At 67.9% G+C, this 19711-nt stretch carries 17 protein-coding genes; 4 read left to right on the forward strand and 13 right to left on the reverse strand.

Annotation, left to right across the window (positions count from 1 at the left end):
• Window positions 1-34: 34 nt before the first annotated feature.
• The 8 genes from C1922_RS17030 to aspS form a co-directional block, all read right to left on the reverse strand.
• Complete coding sequence (locus C1922_RS17030) at window positions 35-1954, reverse strand: potassium transporter Kup (protein WP_108750851.1); 1920 nt, start codon at window positions 1952-1954, stop codon at window positions 35-37.
• 49 nt (window positions 1955-2003) lie between these two features.
• Window positions 2004-2597 carry a Holliday junction branch migration protein RuvA gene (ruvA, locus tag C1922_RS17035; protein WP_108750852.1) on the reverse strand — a complete coding sequence of 198 codons (594 nt, stop codon included), beginning with the start codon at window positions 2595-2597 and terminating at the stop codon, window positions 2004-2006.
• Between the two features lie 13 nt (window positions 2598-2610).
• A complete protein-coding gene (ruvC, locus tag C1922_RS17040; RefSeq protein ID WP_108750853.1) occupies window positions 2611-3132 on the reverse strand; it encodes a crossover junction endodeoxyribonuclease RuvC in 522 nt (173 codons plus the stop codon).
• 105 nt (window positions 3133-3237) lie between these two features.
• Window positions 3238-3969, reverse strand: coding sequence for a YebC/PmpR family DNA-binding transcriptional regulator (locus C1922_RS17045; RefSeq protein ID WP_108750854.1), 732 nt, complete (start codon window positions 3967-3969; stop codon window positions 3238-3240).
• Between the two features lie 170 nt (window positions 3970-4139).
• Window positions 4140-4772, reverse strand: coding sequence for a cobalamin adenosyltransferase (locus tag C1922_RS17050; RefSeq protein ID WP_108750855.1), 633 nt, complete (start codon window positions 4770-4772; stop codon window positions 4140-4142).
• A gap of 78 nt (window positions 4773-4850) precedes the next feature.
• On the reverse strand, window positions 4851-5372 hold the full coding sequence (locus C1922_RS17055; protein ID WP_108750856.1) for a GNAT family N-acetyltransferase: 522 nt from the start codon (window positions 5370-5372) through the stop codon (window positions 4851-4853).
• Window positions 5373-5404: 32 nt separating this feature from the next.
• A complete protein-coding gene (locus C1922_RS17060) occupies window positions 5405-5728 on the reverse strand; it encodes a DNA primase (protein WP_108750857.1) in 324 nt (107 codons plus the stop codon).
• Between the two features lie 16 nt (window positions 5729-5744).
• A complete protein-coding gene (aspS, locus tag C1922_RS17065; protein WP_108750858.1) occupies window positions 5745-7496 on the reverse strand; it encodes an aspartate--tRNA ligase in 1752 nt (583 codons plus the stop codon).
• Between the two features lie 159 nt (window positions 7497-7655).
• Between aspS and C1922_RS17070 the strand changes: the two genes are divergently transcribed.
• Window positions 7656-8372, forward strand: coding sequence for a DUF3011 domain-containing protein (locus C1922_RS17070; RefSeq protein WP_108750859.1), 717 nt, complete (start codon window positions 7656-7658; stop codon window positions 8370-8372).
• A 51-nt stretch (window positions 8373-8423) separates the two neighbouring features.
• Here the strand turns inward: C1922_RS17070 and C1922_RS17075 are convergent, their stop codons facing one another.
• From C1922_RS17075 to C1922_RS17085, 3 genes are all read right to left on the reverse strand, one after another.
• A complete protein-coding gene (locus C1922_RS17075) occupies window positions 8424-9068 on the reverse strand; it encodes a hypothetical protein (RefSeq protein WP_108750860.1) in 645 nt (214 codons plus the stop codon).
• A 58-nt stretch (window positions 9069-9126) separates the two neighbouring features.
• Entirely contained in the window at window positions 9127-10686 is a 1560-nt protein-coding gene (locus C1922_RS17080) for a glycosyltransferase family 39 protein (protein WP_108750861.1), read from the reverse strand.
• Window positions 10687-10790: 104 nt separating this feature from the next.
• The gene (locus C1922_RS17085; protein WP_108750862.1) at window positions 10791-12002 is read right to left on the reverse strand and encodes a cation:proton antiporter; all 1212 of its coding nucleotides are present in this window, start codon (window positions 12000-12002) and stop codon (window positions 10791-10793) included.
• 134 nt (window positions 12003-12136) lie between these two features.
• Between C1922_RS17085 and C1922_RS17090 the strand changes: the two genes are divergently transcribed.
• Window positions 12137-13378: an MFS transporter gene (locus tag C1922_RS17090; RefSeq protein WP_108750863.1), complete on the forward strand. Its 1242-nt coding sequence runs from the start codon at window positions 12137-12139 to the stop codon at window positions 13376-13378.
• Window positions 13379-13443: 65 nt separating this feature from the next.
• Window positions 13444-15693: a glucosylglycerol-phosphate synthase gene (gene ggpS, locus C1922_RS17095; protein ID WP_108751639.1), complete on the forward strand. Its 2250-nt coding sequence runs from the start codon at window positions 13444-13446 to the stop codon at window positions 15691-15693.
• A 63-nt stretch (window positions 15694-15756) separates the two neighbouring features.
• Here the strand turns inward: ggpS and blaL2 are convergent, their stop codons facing one another.
• A complete protein-coding gene (blaL2, locus tag C1922_RS17100) occupies window positions 15757-16671 on the reverse strand; it encodes a L2 family extended-spectrum class A beta-lactamase (RefSeq protein ID WP_108750864.1) in 915 nt (304 codons plus the stop codon).
• Between the two features lie 176 nt (window positions 16672-16847).
• On the opposite strand from blaL2, the gene ampR reads away from it, so the two are divergent.
• Window positions 16848-17711 carry a LysR family transcriptional regulator AmpR gene (gene ampR, locus C1922_RS17105; protein ID WP_108750865.1) on the forward strand — a complete coding sequence of 288 codons (864 nt, stop codon included), beginning with the start codon at window positions 16848-16850 and terminating at the stop codon, window positions 17709-17711.
• Between the two features lie 90 nt (window positions 17712-17801).
• On the opposite strand, the gene C1922_RS17110 is transcribed toward ampR, so the two are convergent.
• Window positions 17802-19667, reverse strand: coding sequence for an ABC-F family ATP-binding cassette domain-containing protein (locus C1922_RS17110; RefSeq protein ID WP_108750866.1), 1866 nt, complete (start codon window positions 19665-19667; stop codon window positions 17802-17804).
• Window positions 19668-19711 lie beyond the last annotated feature (44 nt).

Consider the following 19711-nt stretch of genomic DNA (forward strand, 5'->3'; position numbering starts at 1 on the left):
CCCTTTCCTGCGGAAAGGGATCCGACCCCTGCGGTCAGATTTCGACCTGGGCGCCCAGTTCTACCAGGCGGTTGCCGGGAATGCGGAAGAAGCCGGTGGCCGGGGCGGCGTTGCGATGCATCAGCGCGAACAGCTTGTCGCGCCAGATCGGCATGCCGCGGTTGGCGGTGGCCACGATGGTTTCGCGACTGGCGAAGAACGTGGTGTCCATCGGGTCGAAGTAGATGCCGCCGTGGTCGCACGAACGCATCAGCGCCAGCGGTACGTCCGGGGTTTCCATGAAACCGAAGCGTACGTAGACCCGGTAGAACTCGTCGCCCACCGATTCGATCTTCAGCCGCTGCCCTTCCACCGCATAGGGAATGGGCAGGGTTTCCACGTGCAGGAACACGTTGCGCTCGTGCAGCACCTTGTTGTGCTTCAGGTTGTGCATCAGCGCATGCGGGGCCACGGTCGGGTCGGCGGTCAGGAACACCGCGGTGCCCGGCACGCGGACCGGCGGCGCCAGCATCAGGCCCGGCAGGAAGGTGTCGATGCGGATGCCGTCCTTGCGGATCTCATCGCGCAGCAGCTCCCGGCCACGGCGCCAGGTGCGCATCATGGTGAACAGGAAGATGCCCAGCACCACCGGGAACCACGCGCCCTGCAGCAGCTTGGCGCCGTTGGCGATGACGAAGCCCAGGTCGATGATGAAGAACACCACGCACAGCGGCAGGATCCAGTTGCGCGCCTTGGGCCACAGCGAGCGGGCCACCAGGGCCAGCAGCAGGGTGTCGATCAGCATCGTGGCCGACACCGAGATGCCGTAGGCCACGGCCAGGTTGGACGAGCTGCGGAAGGCCAGCACCAGGCCGATGACCATTACCGCGATGCCCCAGTTGATGCCGGGAATATAGATCTGGCCGATGGTGTCGTGCGAGGTGTGCTTGATGCGCATGCGCGGGATGTAGCCCAGCTGCATGGCCTGGCGCGACACCGAGAACGCACCGGTGATGACCGACTGCGAGGCGATCACCGCGGCCATGGTGGCCAGGATGATCATCGGGTACAGCGCCCAGGACGGCACCGCTTCGAAGAACGGATTCTTCACCGCTTCGGGGTGGTTGAGCACCAGCGCGCCCTGCCCCAGGTAGTTCAGCACCAGGCACGGCAGCACGAAAAAGTACCAGGCGTGGCGGATGGGCTTGGCACCGAAGTGGCCCATGTCCGCGTACAGCGCTTCGCCGCCGGTAACCGCCAGCACCACTGCGCCCAGGATGAAGATGCCGTGCCAGCTGTGGTCCATGAAGAAGCGGATGGCCCACCAGGGGTTGAACGCCTTCAGCACTTCCGGCGAATCGACGATGTTGTAGATGCCGATCGCCGCCAGCGAGATGAACCAGATCGAGGTGATCGGCCCGAACAGCTTGCCGATCTTTTCGGTACCAAAGCGCTGCACCGCGAACACTGCCAGCAGCACCATCACGGTGATCGGCACGATGAACGCATGCAGGCCCGGCGCGGCCACTTCCAGGCCTTCCACCGCGCCGAGCACGGAAATGGCTGGCGTGATCACGCCATCGCCGAAGAACAGCGAGGCGCCGAAGATGCCGAGGATGCCCACCACGTAGGCCGAGCGCGACCCGTTGCGCAGGGTGCGCTGGGTCAGCGCCATCAGCGCCATGATGCCGCCTTCGCCATCGTTGTCGGCGCGCATGATGATGGTCACGTACTTCAGGGTGACCACGATGTTCAGTGCCCAGAACGCCAGCGACAGCACGCCCAGCACGGTGTCGTGATCGCTGGTGAGCCCATAGTGCGGCGAGAACGCCTCTTTCAGGGTGTACAGCGGGCTGGTGCCGATATCGCCGAACACCACGCCGATCGCACCGATGATCAGCGCCAGACCCCCAGCGGGGGGAGCGTGACCGTGGCCGCCGTGGGCGGCATCGTGCGGAGTTTGACTGCTGGACATGGGGCTCCTGGCGGGGCTCAGGCGTGGTGTAGGGAATGGAAGGCGCGGCTCAGCGCAGCGCCGATTGCAGGGCCTTGCGGATGACCGTGGCCACTTCATCGCCTTCATTGAAGGCATCGCGGGCCATGCGGGCCGCTTCGGTGGGCTTGTAGCCCAGCTGCTGCAGGGCCACGGTGGCATCGGCCAGCGGATCGGCCGGTGCCGGGCCGCTGCCGGTGGGCAGCGCACCGCCGGCACCGAACTGGGCGGCGCGGTCACGCAGCTCCAGCACCATGCGCTCGGCGGTCTTCTTGCCGATGCCCGGAATGCGGGTCAAGGCGGTGATGTCGCCGGCCTGGACCATGCGCGCGAACTCTTCCACGGTGACCCCGGACAGCACGGCCAGCGCGATCTTCGCGCCAATGCCGCTGACCTTCTGCACATCGCGGAACAGGCGGCGTTCGCCCTCGCGCAGGAAACCGTACAGCGAAACGCTGTCTTCCTTCTGCGAATAATGGGTGTACAGGATGACCTCGCGCCCGAGCTCGGGCAGGTCGTAGAAGGTGCTCATCGGCGCCTCCAGTTCGTAGCCCACCCCGTTCACATCCACCACCAGCCACGGCGGCGCCTTGTAGGCGACGATCCCGCGCAGTCGACCGATCATTGCATGCAGCTCCTCATTTGCGGCCCCACGCCTGGCGGGCACTGAGCCCCAGGCGGTTGGCCGTTGCCCTTACGTGGGCATGGGTGATGGCTACTGCCAACGCGTCGGCGGCGTCGGCCTGCAGCTTGGTTTTCAGGTTCAGCATGAGCCCGACCATGTGTTGGACCTGTTGTTTTTCCGCGCCGCCACGGCCGACCACAGCCAGCTTGATTTCGCTGGCCGCGTATTCGTGCACCGGCAGGTCGCGCAGCACCACCGCGGAAATGGCCGCGCCGCGGGCCTGGCCCAGCTTCAACGCCGAATCCGGGTTGCGCGCCATGAACACTTTTTCGATGGCCACTTCCTGCGGCTGGAACTCCCGGCACAGATCGGCCAGGCCCAGCACCAGCAGCTTCATGCGCTGGGGGAAATCGTCGGCGCCCAGCAGCACCAGCGGTTGGTGGTGCACGTGGCTGACCTTGCCGGCGGCGTCGACATCGATGATGCCGACCCCGGTCCGCTGGGAGCCGGGGTCGATGCCCAGGATGCGGGTCATGCGGCACTCCTGGCCGGGTGGAACGGGAAGCGCTGGCAGGCGTAAGGGCTCATGACTGTCCGCGGTGACCGTTCAACGGCCCGCGCCCAGACCGTCGAAGACGGCTCAGGCGTAGGCGTCGGCGCCGAGGTCGGCGTTGGAATACACGTCCTGCACGTCGTCCAGGTCTTCCAGCATGTCCAGCAGCTTCTTCACCTGCAGGGCCACGTCGCCTTCGACCTTGATGTCGTTGTCGGCGCGGAAAGTGATTTCCGCGTGCCCGGGCACGTGCCCGGCGGCCGCCATCGCGTCCTTGACCGCGTTGAACGCATCAGGGCTGGTGACCACGTCGATCGAACCGTCGTCCGGGTAGACCACGATGTCATCGGCGCCGGCCTCGATGGCCGCCTCGGTGATCGCCTCTTCGTCGGCGCCCGGAGCGAAGCTGAGCACGCCCAGGCGCTTGAACATGAAGGCGACCGAGCCTTCGGTGCCCATGTTGCCGCCGCACTTGCTGAACGCGTGGCGCACATCGGCCACGGTACGCACGCGGTTGTCGGTCAGGCAGTCGACGATCACGGCCACGCCACCGGGGGCGTAGCCCTCGTAGCGGATTTCCTCGTAATCGACGCCTTCCAGTTCACCAGTCGCCTTCTTGATGGCGCGTTCGATCACGTCCTTGGACATGTTCACGCCCAGGCCCTTGTCCATGGCCACGCGCAGGCGCGGGTTGTTGTTGGGGTCGCCTCCACCGCCGCGCGCGGCCACGCCGATCTCGCGGATGATCTTGGTGAAAATCTTGCCACGCTTCGCGTCGGACGCGTTCTTGCGGGCTTCGATGGAGGGGCCTCTACCCATGGGTGCTACCGTCTGGCTGCTTCAGGATCAAGCCGCGGATTCTACCTGATCGGGGGCGGCAACCGTGTCTAGGGCGAATGGAGGGTGCAGGGTATGGCCGGCGAGGCGTGCGAACCGAGGTTCGCACCCACCAGAGCAGGTCGGTTCGCACCCACCGGGGTAGGCCGAACCTACGCGGCGGCGGCGTCGCGACTGTGGTCGAACTGGCCGTGCTGCAGGAAATGCGCGGTCTGCCGCGCGGCATCGGGCGATACCACCAGGCCGCTGTGGCTGGTGCGCACCACGCAGTGGTCGGCAAGGCCCGGCAGGCGGGTCTCGTCCAGCGCCACCGTACCGTCGGAGGCTTCGCCCATGGCCCCCAGCAGGCTGCCCAGGCCATGCGGCACCGACCCGGCAATCAGCCCGACCTTCGCCCTGCCCTGCCAGTCCGGCAGACCATCGAGCAGCAGTTCGCTGCTGCGGCCCAGGGCCAGGCCCCAGCCGTGTTCCGACAACGAGCGCGCCGTGCCGCTGCCACGCAGCGGTGAGCCCAGGCAGACCACCCGCTGCACCGGCAACTGCGGCTGCCGGCGCAGGGCTTCCAGCGCCACCAGCCCGCCCAGGCTGTGGCCGACCAGCGACAACGGCCCGGTGCCGGCCAGGCGCTGCAGCAACTGCGGCACGGCCACGTCCGGCCCGCCGAAGATCGAGGCGTAACCGAAGGTGTGAACCTGGAACCCACGCGCGCGCAGGCGCCAGGCCAACGGCCCGACCCAGGCGCGGGCATTCCAGATGCCATGCAGCAGCAAAACGGGGGGATTCATGCGTGACAGCCTGGCGTTGGGCGGGGCGGGATCTGCAGTGATTGAACGAAATCGCGGGGCAAGCGGCAGTGAACGCGCTCAGGCCGGGCGTGGCTCGCGGCGCAGGATGAATTCCAGGTCGTTGGTTTCGCCGACCGGGAACAGGTACTCGCCGGCTTTCTCGAAGCCGTAGCGCGCATAGAAGCGCTGGGCGCCGAAGTTTTCCGACCACACCCCCAGCCACAGGGTGCGCGGGCCATCCTGTTCCAGCCAGGCCAGTGCGGTTTCCAGCAGGCGGCTGCCCCAGCCACAACTCTGCTGGCTCTTGATCAGGTACAGGCGCTTGAGCTCACCGTCACCGGGCTTCACGTCCGGGTGCGGCAGCCCGCAGGGGCCGGCGGCGGCATGGCCGACCGCCTCCCCGTCCAGCTCCAGCAGCCACACCGCGTAATCGGGGTGGCCCAGGATGGTGCGCTGCCGTTCCACCGTGTAGGACTCCTCGAGGAAGTCCTGCAGGTGCTGCGGCGGGTACAGATGGCCGAAGGTCTCGGTGAACGTGCGGGCAGCCAGCGCCGACAGGGTCGGCGCGTCGTCAACGGTGGCGCGGCGGATCGAATACATGGGTCGAGTGGACGCCAGGGCGACGGTCGGGGTCAAGCCCGTTCCGACGACTCGGTTTCGTCCTCTTCTTCCTCGTCCTCTTCCTCGTATTCCTCTTCGTCCTCGTCCTCGCCTTCTTCTTCCTCGTCCTCGTCGAACTCTTCCTCTTCGTCGTCTTCGTAATCCTCGACGCCGAAGTCTTCACCGTCCCAACGACCTTCGCCGTCGGCGACGAAGGTCAGTGCCATCGCCGCCGGGTTGGTACCGACGCGGACCAGCCAACCACCGAATACACGTGCACGCTCGGTGACCAGAGTGGCCTCGGAGCCTTCATTGCCCAGCTTTTCCCACTCCAGCGAAAACGCGAACTCGGTCATTGCGTGGATCTCCTGATCAGTTGGTCTTGGGGCGAACCTGGATATGCACTTCGGCCAGCTGCACGTCGACGATCGGCGACGGCGCATCGGTCATCAGATCCTGCGCACCGGTGGTCTTCGGGAACGGAATGACGTCGCGGATCGACTCGGTACCGGCCATCAGCGCGGCAATACGGTCGATGCCGAAGGCGATGCCGCCGTGCGGCGGCGCGCCGTAGTTCAGCGCGTCCAGCAGGAAGCCGAACTTGGCACGGGCCTCTTCGGCGCCGATGCCCAGCAGCTCGAACACCGCGCTCTGCATGTCCGGGCGGTGGATACGGATCGAACCGCCGCCGATTTCATTGCCGTTGAGCACCATGTCGTAGCCGCGCGAAACGGCGGTACGGGCGTTGGCGCGCAGGTCGGCGATATCGTCCACGGCCGGCGCGGTGAAGGGGTGATGCAGGGCGACGTAGCGCTGTTCTTCCTCGTCCCATTCGAACATCGGGAAGTCGGTGACCCACAGCGGCGCCCAGCCGTCGGCGACCAGGCCGAAGTCCTTGCCGGCCTTCAGGCGCAGCGCGCCCATGAAGTCGGACACCTTGTTGTAGCCGCCGGCGCCGAAGAACACGATGTCACCGTTGCCGGCGCCGACGTGGGCCACCAGTGCAGCGAAAGATGCTTCGCTGAAGAACTTCTGGATGGGCGAGCTGACTTCGCCGTTGTCGGCGATCTTGATGTAGGCCAGGCCCTTGGCGCCGTACTTGGCGGCATGCGCAGCGTATTCGTCGATCTGCTTGCGCGACAGGGTGGCACCGCCCGGAATGCGCAGCGCGGCCACGCGGCCGTCGGCATCGTTGGCCGGGCCGGTGAACACGGCGAACTCGCTGTCCTTGACCAGCTCGGCCACGTCCACCAGTTCCAGCGCGATGCGCAGGTCCGGCTTGTCCGAACCGTAGCGGCGCATGGCTTCGGCCCAGGTCATGCGCGGGAAGCTGGCGGCCAGCGGCACGTCCACCACTTCCTTGAAGATGGCGCGGATCATGTCTTCAACGAAATCCTGCACGTCGCGCTCGCGCACGAAGGCGAACTCCATGTCCAGCTGGGTGAATTCCAGCTGGCGGTCGGCACGCAGGGCTTCGTCGCGGAAGCAGCGCGCGATCTGGTAGTAGCGGTCGAAGCCGGCCACCATCAGGATCTGCTTGAACAGCTGCGGGCTCTGCGGCAGGGCGTAGAACTCGCCCGGGTGCATGCGTGCCGGCACCAGGAAGTCGCGCGCGCCTTCCGGGGTGGCCTTGGTCAGGATCGGGGTTTCGATGTCCTGGAAACCGCGCTCGTCCAGGTGGCGGCGCAGGGCCTGCACCAGCTTGATGCGGGTGCGCTGCATGCGCTGCATCTCCGGGCGGCGCAGGTCCAGGTAGCGGTACTTCAGGCGGGTGTCTTCGCCCGGGTTCTCGTGCGCGTGGAACGGCAGCGGCGCGGCCTTGTTCAGCACGGTGATGGCGGTGGCGATCACTTCCACCTTGCCGGTGGCGATCTTGTCGTTCACCGCATGGCGGGCGCGCACCACACCTTCCACCTGCAGCACGTCCTCGTAGCCCAGGCTGGCAGCCACGGCGAACACTTCGGCGTTGTCCACCTCCACGGTCACCTGCACGATGCCTTCATGATCGCGAAGATCGATGAAGCAGACGCCGCCCTGGTTACGGGCCACGTCGGTCCAGCCGGCGAGGGTGACAGTCTGGCCAATCAGGGTCTCGTTGACCAGGCCGCAGAAGTGGGTACGCATGGGGGGAAAGCTCCGCTGGAGAACGCCGGCACCCGACGGGGGCCGGAAAGCCTCGTATTCTGCGGCCGAGGGCCCGGCTGGGGCAAATGCGGACGGTCACGCGGGCTTTATCCACCCCGTCCTTATAGTCGCGCACCACACACCGTATGGGGATTTGCCATGAAAGCGCTGTCCCTGGCCAGTCTGGCCACCACCCTCACCCTGGGAGCCCTTGCCGGGCTGACCCTGTCCCCCGCCCCCGCCGCCGCGCAGACCGGCGTGGTCCGCTGCGAAAGCCAGAACAACCGTGAACGGGTCTGCAGCACCGGCTGGCGCGACGCCCAGCTGGTACGCCAGCTGTCCGGCTCGGCCTGCGTGGAGGGCCGTACCTGGGGCAGCCGCAATGGCAGCATCTGGGTCAACGGCGGCTGCCGCGCCGAATTCGTCGAAGGCCGCGGCGGCTGGGGCGGCAACAGCGGCAGCACCATCCGCTGCGAAAGCCAGGACAACCGCGAGCGCACCTGTCCGATGAACTGGCGCGGGGCCACCCTGGTGCGGCAGATCTCCGGCTCGGCCTGCGTGGAAGGGCAGACCTGGGGCGTGCGCCGCGGCGCCATCTGGGTCAACCGCGGCTGCCGCGGTGAATTCGCCGAAAGCCGCGGCGGCTGGGGCGGTGGCAATGGCGGCGGCTGGGGTGGCGGCAACAGCAACTACTCCATCACCTGCAGCAGCAACAACAACCGTACCCAGAACTGCGATTGGGATGAGCGCCAGGGCCGGCCGGTCCTGCAGCAGCAACTGTCCGGCAGTGCCTGTCAGGAAGGCCGCAGCTGGGGCTATTCGCGCGGCAGCGTGTGGGTCAGCAACGGCTGCCGGGCGCGCTTCGGTACCCGCTGAGGCATGGGGTCGGATCCCTGGCCAGCGGCCAGGGCTCTGACCCCAATCCGCTCAGGGCCGGGCCGGTGCCTGCTCGGAACCCCACGGCGCCGGCGGCAGCGCCACCGGCTTGCCCAGGTCGAATTCGACGCGGAAACGGCGTCCGCCGGGGCGGGTCAGTTCATAGACGAAGCGCTGGTCCGGCTCGATCTCCATCGCCCACACGTTGTGGGTGGAAGCGAGCATGTCGGCGCGGCGGAACATGGCCACCGAATCGGCATCGGCAGGGAACTGCTGACGCTGGGCGGTGCCCGGTGGTGTGCTGTCGCCGCCGTACAGGGTGATGACATCGGGGCTGCCATCGGCGTGCCGGTGGTCGTGCTTCAGTTTCAGCCCATGCTCGGTACGGGTCAGGATCCAGGTGCGCGAATGGTCATCGCCCACATGGAACGGGATGCGCAGCTCATGGCCGGGGTCTTCGCAACCGCGCACGTGCATCACCAGCGGTTTGCCGGCAAACGGATCGTCGCCCGCGGGGGCCGGGGTGTCTTCCACTACCCGGCCGGCGAACGCCTGGCCGCAGTGCGCGGCCACGGCAGCCATGAAGGCATCGGACGGCGCAGTAGCCACATCGTGGCTGATCGGGGGCTGCTGCTGCGAACAGGCCGCAAGGGCCAGCCACAACGCGGCGGACATGGAGGCGGAACGGACAGTCATGACCCCACCCTAACGGCCATGGCCAGCGCGCGCAAACCGCGGGCGCCGGGCGCCGCGGTCAGCGCGCCGGCTGCAACCACGCCTCGCACTGCCCCACCACCTGCTTCTGAGCACCGGCTGAATATCGCTGCAGCAGCTGTTCCTGCCAGTGCGCACGCTCGGCGGTGCTGGCCAGCTGGTTGGGGCAGACCACCAGCGCGGCCAGGGGCAGGCCACCCAACGCCGCGTCAGTTTCCACCAGCGACCGCAGCACGTCATCCGAGGCCCAGTCCGGCACCATCACCCCGCGCCGGCCGGCACGGTAAGGCAGCTCGGACGACCAGTCCTGGCCCAGCGCCAGCACCACGCCATCCTGCGGCGTGCCCGCCTGGATCAGTGCGGCGATCTGCGAAACGTCGCTGGGCTGGCGCGCTTCCTTCATGTTCTTCAGGTAATGGGCCAGGCCGAAGCCGGTGGACAGCAGGCACAGCAGCACGGCGAAGGCGATCGGGCAGCGATAGCGCCCACTGGCCTGCGCGCGCAGGACCAGCGCCCACAGCACCAGGCCCACGATCGAGGTGGCGAACACCACCTGCGCGGCCTGGTAGTACGGGTGCACCACCTGCAGGTTGGTGAAGACCAGGAACGGCACCAGATAGGCCAGCAGCAGCAACGCCACCGCCGCGCGCGTACGTCGCATGCCCAGGCCGGCAGCAACAATCAGCACGAACACCCAGTTGGAGCCGGTGGCGGCGCCGAAGCGCTTCTTGAACACCGCGCCCCAGGTGGCCGGGTCCAGCCGTTGCTGCAGGGTTCCGTAATTGAACGCGCTCAGGCCATCGGAGGTCACCTGCTGGCCCAGCGCCGACTGCGCCTTCAACGCATCGGCGTGCTGCAGCCACAGCAGCAGCGTGGCCAGAACGGCCAACGCGGCGGCCACGCCCCAGGCCAGCAGCTTCCAGTGCGCGGCCAGCCACTGCGGGCGCCAGCCGTGTTCGCGTACCGCCAGCCACAGGAAGGCCAGCGCGACAAAGGCCGCATAGGCAAAGAACGTGGTGATCTTCACCAGCGCCGACAGCACCGCCGCCAGCACCGCCACCCCGCCCAGCAGCGCCGTTGGCCTGCTGCGCAGGCCAGCCACGGCCCAGACGAACACCAGGCCGAAGAACACCGCCGTCGACTCGATCAGCACCGCCCGCCCCCAGAACTGGGCGAACGGTGAAACGGCGAAGGCCGCGGCCACGCACAGTGCCAGCAGGCGGTCCGGGCGGAACGCCAGCACCGTGCGGTAGACCATGAAGATGCTGCCCACGTGGAACAGCAGCGAGACCAGGCGGCCACTGTTGTCTGCGCTCAGCCCCGTGGCTGCCGACAACAGCGCAGCCAGCCACTGGTACAGCGGAAATTCGAAAGGAATGGACCAGGGGGCACCGATTACCGGGGTCAGGTAATCCAGCCAGGGCCCACCGCGCAGCAGCCAGTCGATCGACAGCGCGGTCTGGGTCTGGCGGAAGCCCGATGCATCCACCGGCGGCATCGACCAGCTGCTGGCGAACAGGATCAACAGTGCTGCCGCAGAGAACCCCAGCAGGATACGGGCGGGCAGCAAGCTGCGGCGATGGTTCACTTCCTCGATCACGCGTGGCGCTCCTGTGCAGGCCGGCGCGCCCCAGGGCGGTGCGGCCGGGCGCGCAGTGTCCGGTCTGCGCTGCCGCAACGCAAGCACAGCGCGCGCCTGCGCACTCAGTCGCGCACAGGCACTGGCGCGCTCACTTCGGTCGCTGCCACCGGCGCGCCCTCGCCTTCACCGGCAGGTTCCTGCTCCACCGGATCGACATCGAAGGGCGTGCGGAACACCAGCGACGGCAGCAGCGTGGTCAACGCGGCGTACAACAGCAGCGCACCGAACAACACCGCCGGAATCTGGAACCGCTCGCGCATGATTGCCGCCAACACCAGGGTGAAGATCAGGGTGGGCGCCAGCGCCAGCGATACCCGCAGGCTGCTGCGGAAGCTTTCGCCGAACATGATTCGGCGCTGCAGCCACACCACCGCGATGCGCAGCGGCAGCACCACCATGGTGATCACCACGCCCAGCCCCAGCGCCTCGAAGCTCAGCGCTTCGCTGGGCACCTTGGTGCCGGCGTTGAAGAAATAGAACGGCACGAAGAACGAGGCGAACAAGCGCAGCGCGTGCAGGTTCTCGTGCGAAGCCAGCAGCGGCATGCGCTGGTGCAGCAGGCGCGCGACCAGGCCGGCGATGAACGCGCCCACCAGGTAGTACACGCCCAGCAGGTAGGTGATGTAGGCCGCTACCATGCCCACCATCACCAGCAGCGAAAATTCCGAACCGGGCGCATGCGGCGCCACCCAGCGCCCCAACGCGATGAACAGCAGCGGCAGGCCGACCATCATCGCCAGCAATGCGCTGCTGGACAGGGCCATATGCCACGGATCGCCGGCCTGCAGCACCACGAACAGCGCCGCCAGCGCCAGCAGTTCGCCGGCAATGGCCTTGCTGGTCACCCAGAACCGTTCGTCCTCGCTCAGGCCCAGCCGTGACAGCGAATCCATGATGAAACCGGTGGACGGTGTGAGCAGGGCCAGCGCCAGCAGACCTGCGGCCTGCCACGGCAGGCCCGCATAGCGCCAGGCCAGCCAGCCCACACCGAACAGCGTGGCACTGCGGATGACCAGGTGCGCCAGCAGCGGCCACAGCCCACGCCGCAGCGCGGCCAGATCCACTTCCAACCCGGCGAACAGGAACAGTGAAGAAATCCCCAGCGTCGCCAGCAGGCCGATCACCGCATCGTGCGAACGCTCGCCCAGCCACAGCATCGCGATGATGCCGAACAGCAGGCAGGTCAGCGGTGCCGGCAGGCTGAAGCGCTGCAGCGCGCGCGGTATGACCAGCAGCGCGAAGATCAGCAGCAGGTAGATCAGTTCATGGCTCATCGTGACTTCCGTGTGGAACGAACGCGCGCAGCATGCGCGTGGCTGCGCCGCGCTGCAAATCGAACAGGGCTGAAATGCGGGTGTGTTAGGGTGGGACAGGTGTTTTCTCCACCTTCTCCATCGAGGCCGCACCCATGTGGCGGCTGACGGCCCTGCTTCTGGGCGTGGCGCTGCTGCTGACCGGCAGCGGGCTGCTGGGCACCCTGCTGGCCGTTCGCGGCGGGCAGGAAGGCTTCAGCGCCGGCACCCTGGGCTGGGTGATGTCGGCCTACTTCGCCGGCTATTTCATCGGCACCTTCACCGCCCCGCCGTTGATCCGCCGCATCGGCCACAGCCGGGCATTTGCCTTCCACGCCGCGCTGGCCACCATGGCCGTGCTGCTGCACCCGCTATGGATCAGCGCCGTCGGCTGGATCGTGCTGCGCGTGGTGACCGGCGTGGCACTGGTGGGCCTGTACACGGTGATTGAAAGCTGGCTCAACGCCGAACCCGACCCGCAGCGGCGCAGCCGGGTGTTTTCGGTCTACATGATGGTGAACCTGTCGGCGCTGGCGCTGGGCCAGGTGCTGTTGCTGGCCGGCGATACTGGTGCGGCCACCATGTTTTCGCTGACCGCGCTGCTGGTGTGCGCGGCCATGTTGCCGGTGACCGCCACCCGCCTGCAGCAGCCGGAGGTGCCCAGCGTGCCGCGGCTGACGCTGCAGCGCCTGTACGCGCTGGCGCCGGTGGCCACCGTCGCCGCCGCGCTGTCCGGCCTGGCGATGGGGCCGTTCTGGGGCCTGCTGCCCGTGTATGCCGAACAGATCGGCCTGCGTGATGCGCAGGTACCGTTGTTCATGCTGGCGGCGATCGCCGGCGGTGCGTTGCTGCAATGGCCGCTGGGGCGTATCAGCGATGGCCACGACCGTCGGCTGGGCCTGCTGTGCCTGAGCGTGCTGGCCGCCGCCGTGGCCGCACTGGCCGCATTTCCACCGCTGTCGCAGCAGGTGCACCTGATGTTCGTGCTGGTGTTCTGCTATGGGGGCCTGGCGTTCGCGCTCTATCCGTTCGCCGTGGCGCACATGCTGGACTACCTGCCCACGCCGGACCTGCTGTCCGGCTGCAGCAGCCTGCTGCTGGTGCACGGCATCGGCGCGGCCATCGGGCCGGCGCTGGCCGGTGCACTGATGCAGCGCTACGGCGCCCCAGCGCTGCCGCTGTACTTCACCGCCGTGCTGACCGCGCTGGCCGCCTTCACCGCCCTGCGCCTGCTGCGCCATGCGCGCCTGCGCACCCACCCGGCGCCGTTCCGGCCCATGCTGCGGACCACGCCTGCGGCCCTGGAGCTGATGCCGGAAACCGAATCTCCCACCCTACCCACGAAGGAAGTGCATTGACTGTCGAGTCCCCGACCCTGATTCCGAACCCCCTTCTTTCCAGCAGCACGGCCACCGGGCCACAGCTGATCCTGGCCACCGATCTGGATGGCACGTTCCTGGCCGGCAGCGCCGCCCAGCGCCACCGCCTGTACCGGCTGGTGGACCAGCACCCGGGCATCGCCCTGGTGTTCATTACCGGGCGCGGCCTGGAAGCGGTGATGCCGCTGTTGTCCGACCCGGCCATTCCCCGCCCCGATTACATCGTCTGCGACGTTGGCGCCACCGTGGTGCACGGCCACACCCTGCAGCCGTTGCAGCCGCTGCAGTCGATGATCGACGCGCACTGGCCCGGCGAACAGGTGGTGGCCGAAGCGATGCGGCCGTTCACCGCACTGCAGCGCCAGGATGTTCCGCAGGAACGCCGCTGCTCCTATTTCTGCGATCCGGCCACGCTGGCCCCGCTGCGCGCGCAGATCCAGCAGACCGCGGCGGAACTGGGCTGCGACGTGTTGTATTCGGCCGACCGCTACCTGGACATCCTGCCGCCGGACACCGACAAGGGCCGCACCCTGGCCGCGCTGGCGCGCCTGCTGGAACTGCCACGCGAGCGCATCCTGGTGGCCGGCGATACCTTGAACGATCTTTCCATGTACCAGGCCGGTTTCCGCGGTGTGTGCGTGGGCGAATCGGAGCCGGCGCTGACCACGGCCACCGCTGACCTGGCCAACACCTACCACGCCCGCGAACCCGGCTGCGGCGGCATCGTGGAAGCCATCGAACACTTCTGCCTGCTGGCCGCCGATGACCCCTACCTGCATGCGCCGACCGCCGCGCGCGCGCAGGGCGCCGAACTGGTGATGGTCTACCACCGCCTGCCCTTCGATGAAGCCATCGAGGACGGCAAGCTGGTGCAGCGGCCGCCGCGCTCGCCCAACGGCATCATCCCCTCGCTGCTGAGCTTCTTTGAAGGTGGCCAGCGTGGCAGCTGGGTGGCCTGGGGCATCGACGATCCCAAGCACCGCCCGTTCCAGCGCCATGTGCAGGTGGACGCGCAGCGCTACCCGACCCTGCGCGCCACGCGCGTGCCGCTCAGCCGCCAGGACGTGGACATCTTCTACAAGCGGTTTTCCAAGGAAGCGTTCTGGCCGATGCTGCACGTGTTCTGGGAACGCGCGCGGTTCCGCGAAGACGATTGGCAGGTATTCCTGAAGGTGAACCGCCGCTTCGCCGAGGCGGTGGCTGACGAAGCCGCGCACGGCGCCACGGTGTGGATCCACGACTACAACCTGTGGATGGTGCCGGCCGCGCTGCGCGAACTGCGTCCGGACCTGAAGATCGCCTTCTTCCACCACACCTACTTCCCTTCCGCCGATGTGTTCAACGTGGTGCCGTGGCGGCGCGAGATCATCGGCAGCCTGCTGTGCTGCGACTACATCGGCTTCCATATTCCGCGCCAGGTGGAAAACTTCGTGGACGTGGTGCGTGGCGCCATGCCGGCCGAGCGCCTGGCCTGGGAAAGCTGCGCACCGCGTTTCCTGACCTATGGCTGCGCGGTGGGCCTGGACACCATGACCACCCGCCTGCGCGTGGGCGACCGCGATGTGGCGCTGGGCGCGCACCCGGTGGGCACCGATGTGCGCCGCATCCGCAACCTGCTGGCGCGTTCCGAGGTGCGCAACGACCTGTTCAAGCTGCGCCGCGAAATCGGCGCACGCAAGCTGGTGTTGTCGGTGGAACGGCTGGACTACACCAAGGGCACCCTGGCCAAGCTGGAAGCCTTCGAACGCGTGCTGGAACAGCACCCCGAGCACTGCGGCAAGGTCACCCTGCTGATGGTCTGCGTACCGGCCGCGCGCGAGATGACCGTGTACCGCACCTTGCAGAACCAGATCGAACAGGCGGTGGGCCGCATCAATGGCCGCTTCTCGCGGCTGGACTGGACGCCGGTGCGCTTCTTCGCCCAGGCCCTGCCCTTTGAACAGGTGGTGGCGCACTACGCCGCCGCGCAGGTGATGTGGATCACCCCGCTGCGTGATGGCCTGAACCTGGTGGCCAAGGAATTCGTCGCCACCCAGGGCATTGAAGGCACGCCCGGCGTACTGGTGCTGAGCGAATTCGCCGGCGCGGCAGCCGAGTTGAAGGGCGCGGTGCTGACCAATCCGCACGATCCGGCCGATCTGGCCGCCGGCCTGCTGCAGGCGCTGTCCATGCCCGAAGAAGAGGCCAGCGCGCGTCTGCGCCAGTTGCAGGGCATCGTCGAGTACTACGACGTGGACCGCTGGGGCCGTGATTTCCTGGCCGCGGTAGAAGGCAGCGACACACCAGCCAGCTGACGCACAGGGGTCGGATCCGTTTCCACCGGAAGCGGCTCCGACCCCGCAACGCGCCCCTGCATTTCAGCCGATCAATGCATCGGCCAGTGCGCCGACACGTGCCAGCACCGCAGCGCGCTGCGCCTCGTCCACGCTGGCCCCCTGCAGATACGCGGTGATGACCCACGGCGTACCGCCCGCACGTGGCCACAGCACGGCGATGTCATTGCGCGTGTCCTCGCCGTTGCTGCCGGTCTTGTCACCCACCCGCCAGCGCGGGCCCAGACCGGCGCGCAGGCAGGCATCGCCGGTCTGGTTGTCGACCAGCCAATCGGCGAACTGCAGCCGCGAGGGCGGCAGAAGGCCATCGCCCACCGCGAACCGGGCGAGACTGGCTGCCATCGCAGCCGGGCTGGTGGTGTCGCGCGGGTCGCCCTTCGCGAACCGGTTCATGTCCGGCTCGTAGCGATCATTGCGGGTGACCGGGTCGCCCTGCGCACGCAGGAAGGCGGTCAGCGCCGCCGGTCCCCCGTTCACCCCCAGCAGCAGGTTGGCGGCGGTGTTGTCGCTGGTGGTCAGCGTGCCCCGGCACAGGTCGCGCACGCTCAGGTCCTTGCCGACGTGGCGGCGGGCCACCGGTGCGTAGGACAACAGATCCCGTTCGGTGATCGGCACGCGGGTATCCAGGGAAAGGCGACCGGCATCGGCCAAGCTCAGGATGTGGGCCACCAGAATCGATTTGAACGTACTGCACATCGGGAAGCGCTCATCCTGGCGGTGCCCGCCGAGGCGGCGGCCGCTGCCGGTGTCCAGCACGGTCACGCCCAGGCGGCCGCCGCTGGCTTTCTCCAGCGCGGCGAAATTCACGGCACCGGCAATGGCGGCGGACGTGGCCGGGCTGGCAGCGGCAGGCACGGCGGCCCGCGCCAGGACGGGCGCAAGCAGGGACGATGCGACGGCGGCACCACTGAGCTGCAGGAATCGACGGCGGGCGTGCATGGGCGGGCTCCGGGAAACGAAACCGGATTATTGAAAGCATGGCCCACACGCGACCAACGCAAATTTTCAGGGCCAGGCATGACTAGAACTAATGCCTTACGTATTCAACCCTTTCTTTGACGGCTGCAACGGCCAACACGCTAGGATGCACCCATCAGCCTGCCTCACACCTCACGATGCTGCACCCCACCTTGCCGCTAAACGCCCTGCGCGCCTTCGAGGCCGCGGCCCGCCACCAGAACTTCACCCGTGCGGCGCTGGAGCTGTGCGTCAGCCAGGCCGCGCTGAGCCACCAGATCCGCGGGCTGGAAGACCGGCTGGGCATCCGCCTGTTCCACCGCCTGCCGCGCGGCGTAGCACTCACCGACGAGGGCGCCGCGCTGTTCCCGGTGCTGCATGAATCGTTCGAGCGCATCTCGGCCAGCATCGCCCGCTACACCGGCGGGCCGGCGCGCGAAGTGCTGACGATCGGGGTGGTGGGCACGTTCGCGACGGGTTGGCTGCTGCCGCGCATGGCGGCTTTCGAAGCGGCGCACCCGGATATCGAGCTGCGCCTGCAGACCCACAACAACCGGATCGATCTGGCCGGAGAGGGGCTGGACCTGGCCATCCGCTTCGGTGAGGGCGACTGGCAGGGGCAACACTGCACGGCCATCCTGGAGGCGCCCTTCGCGCCGCTGTGCGCGCCCGCGCTTGCACGCAGATTGAAGCACCCCCGCGATCTGGCCGCAGTGACGCTGCTGCGCTCGTACCGCAGCGACGAATGGCCGCGCTGGCTGCAGGCGGCCGCCACCAGCGGCGTGGAGGCCAGAGGCCCGGTGTTCGACTCTTCGCTGACCCTGGCCGCCGCTGCGGCCGGTGGCGCCGGCGTGGCGCTGCTGCCACTGCGCATGTTCGAGGCCGAACTGGCCGAAGGCCGCCTGCTGCAGCCGTTTGCCACCACGCTGGAGCTGGGCCGCTATTGGTTGACCCGGCTGCGCTCGCGCAGCGAACGCGAACCGGCCCGCCGCTTCCGCGAGTGGCTGCAGGCGCAGGGGTAAAACGCGCGCCGTGGGTAGCGCCGGGCCATGCCCGGCGAGCGCAGCAGATGGGAAAAGCTCGCCGGGCATGGCCCGGCGCTACCGATGGAATCAGGACTCCAGCAGCTCCATCCACGCCGCTTCGGCTTTTTCCAGCTGCGCCGCGGTGGTCTCGCGCTCGCGCCCCAGCACGGCCATGCGGGTGGCATCGGCGTAGTTGGCCGGGTCGGCCAGCTGGCGGTCAAGCTCGGCCAGGCTGGCTTCCAGCTCGGCCACCTTGGCTTCGGCACTGGCCAGCTTGTGCGGGTTGGCCGGCTTCTTCTGCACCACCTGGGCCACCGGTGCGGTCTTGACCACCACCGGCTCTTCCACCTGCTCCATGCGCGCCTTGGTGCCCTGCGCCTGCGGGCGGGTGCGCAGCCAGGCGGCGTAGGCGTCCAGGTCGCCATCGAACGGCTCGACCACACCGTCGGCCACGCGCCAATAGGTATCGCAGACCAGGCCGATCAGATGGCGGTCATGCGACACCATCACGATCGCGCCCTCGAACGTGGCCAGCGCTTCGGCCAGGGCCTCGCGCATTTCCAGATCCAGGTGGTTGGTCGGTTCGTCCAGCAACAGTACGTTCGGCTGCTGCCAGGCGATCAGGGCCAGCGCCAGGCGCGCGCGCTCGCCGCCGGAGAAACCATCGACCGGCTCGAACGCGCGGTCACCGGGGAAGTTCCATTTGCCGAGGAAATCGCGGAAGGCCTGGTTCGGCGCATCCGGGGCGATCTCGCGGAAATGCTCGATCGGCGACTGCCCTTCGTGCAGCGATTCCACCGTGTGCTGGGCGAAGTAGCCGATGCGCAGGTCCGGGTGCGCCGAGCGCTCGCCGGCAATCGGCTTCAGCTCGCCCACCAGGGTCTTCACCAGGGTGGTCTTACCGGCACCGTTGGGGCCCAGCAGGCCGATGCGCTGGCCCGCTTCCAGGCCGAAGCCCACGTTGTTCAGGATCACCGCGTCGCTGCCATAACCGGCCTCGACATGGTTCAGGCGGATCAGCGAGAACGGCAGCTTGGCCGGCGGTGCGAATTCGATGCGGAATTCACGCTCGGCACGCACCGCTTCGGTACCGGCCAGCTTGGCCAGTCGCTTCATCCGGCTCTGCGCCTGCGCGGCCTTGCTGGCCTGCGCCTTGAAGCGGTCGATGAAGCTCTGCAGGTGGGCGCGCTCGGCCTGTTCCTTCTCGTGCGCGATCTGCTGCTGGCGCAGCTGTTCGGCCCGCTGGCGCTCGAAGTCGGTGTAGCCGCCGGGGTACAGCTTGGCCCCGCCACCGTGCAGGTGCAGGGTGTGGGTGGCCACGTTGTCCAGGAACTCGCGGTCATGCGAAATCAGCAGCAGGGTGCCCGGGTACTTCAGCAGCCACTGTTCCAGCCAGTACACCGCGTCCAGATCCAGGTGGTTGGTCGGTTCGTCCAGCAGCAGCAGGTCGCTGGGCATCATCAGCGCGCGTGCCAGGTTCAGGCGCACGCGCCAGCCGCCGGAGAACGAGGACACCGCGCGGTGGTGGGTCTCGGCCGGGAAGCCCAGGCCGTGCAGCAGCTTGCCGGCGCGCGCTTCGGCGTCGTAGGCGTTCAGCTCGGCCATGCGCGTATGCGCTTCGGCCACGGCTTCCCAGTCTTCGCGGGCGGTGGCATCGGCCTCGGCCGCCAGCACTGCGGCCACTTCGGTATCGCCACCCAGCACGAAGCTCAGCGCCGGGTCGGGCAGCGACGGGGTTTCCTGGGCCACGCTGGCGATGCGTACCTTGCCGGGCAGGTCCACATCGCCCTTGTCGGCTTCCAGTTCGCCCTTCACCGCAGCAAACAGGCTGGACTTGCCGGCCCCGTTACGGCCGACCACACCTACCCGGTAACCGGCGTGCAGGGTCAGGTCGACGTTGGACAACAGCAGCCGCTCGCCGCGGCGCAAGGCGAAATTACGAAGCGAAATCATGGGGGAAGGCGTCCATATAACCGAATGGAATGTGCTGGTGAGCA

The sequence above is a fragment of the Stenotrophomonas sp. ZAC14D2_NAIMI4_7 genome (genome assembly GCF_003086675.1).
Taxonomy (GTDB): Bacteria; Pseudomonadota; Gammaproteobacteria; order Xanthomonadales; family Xanthomonadaceae; genus Stenotrophomonas.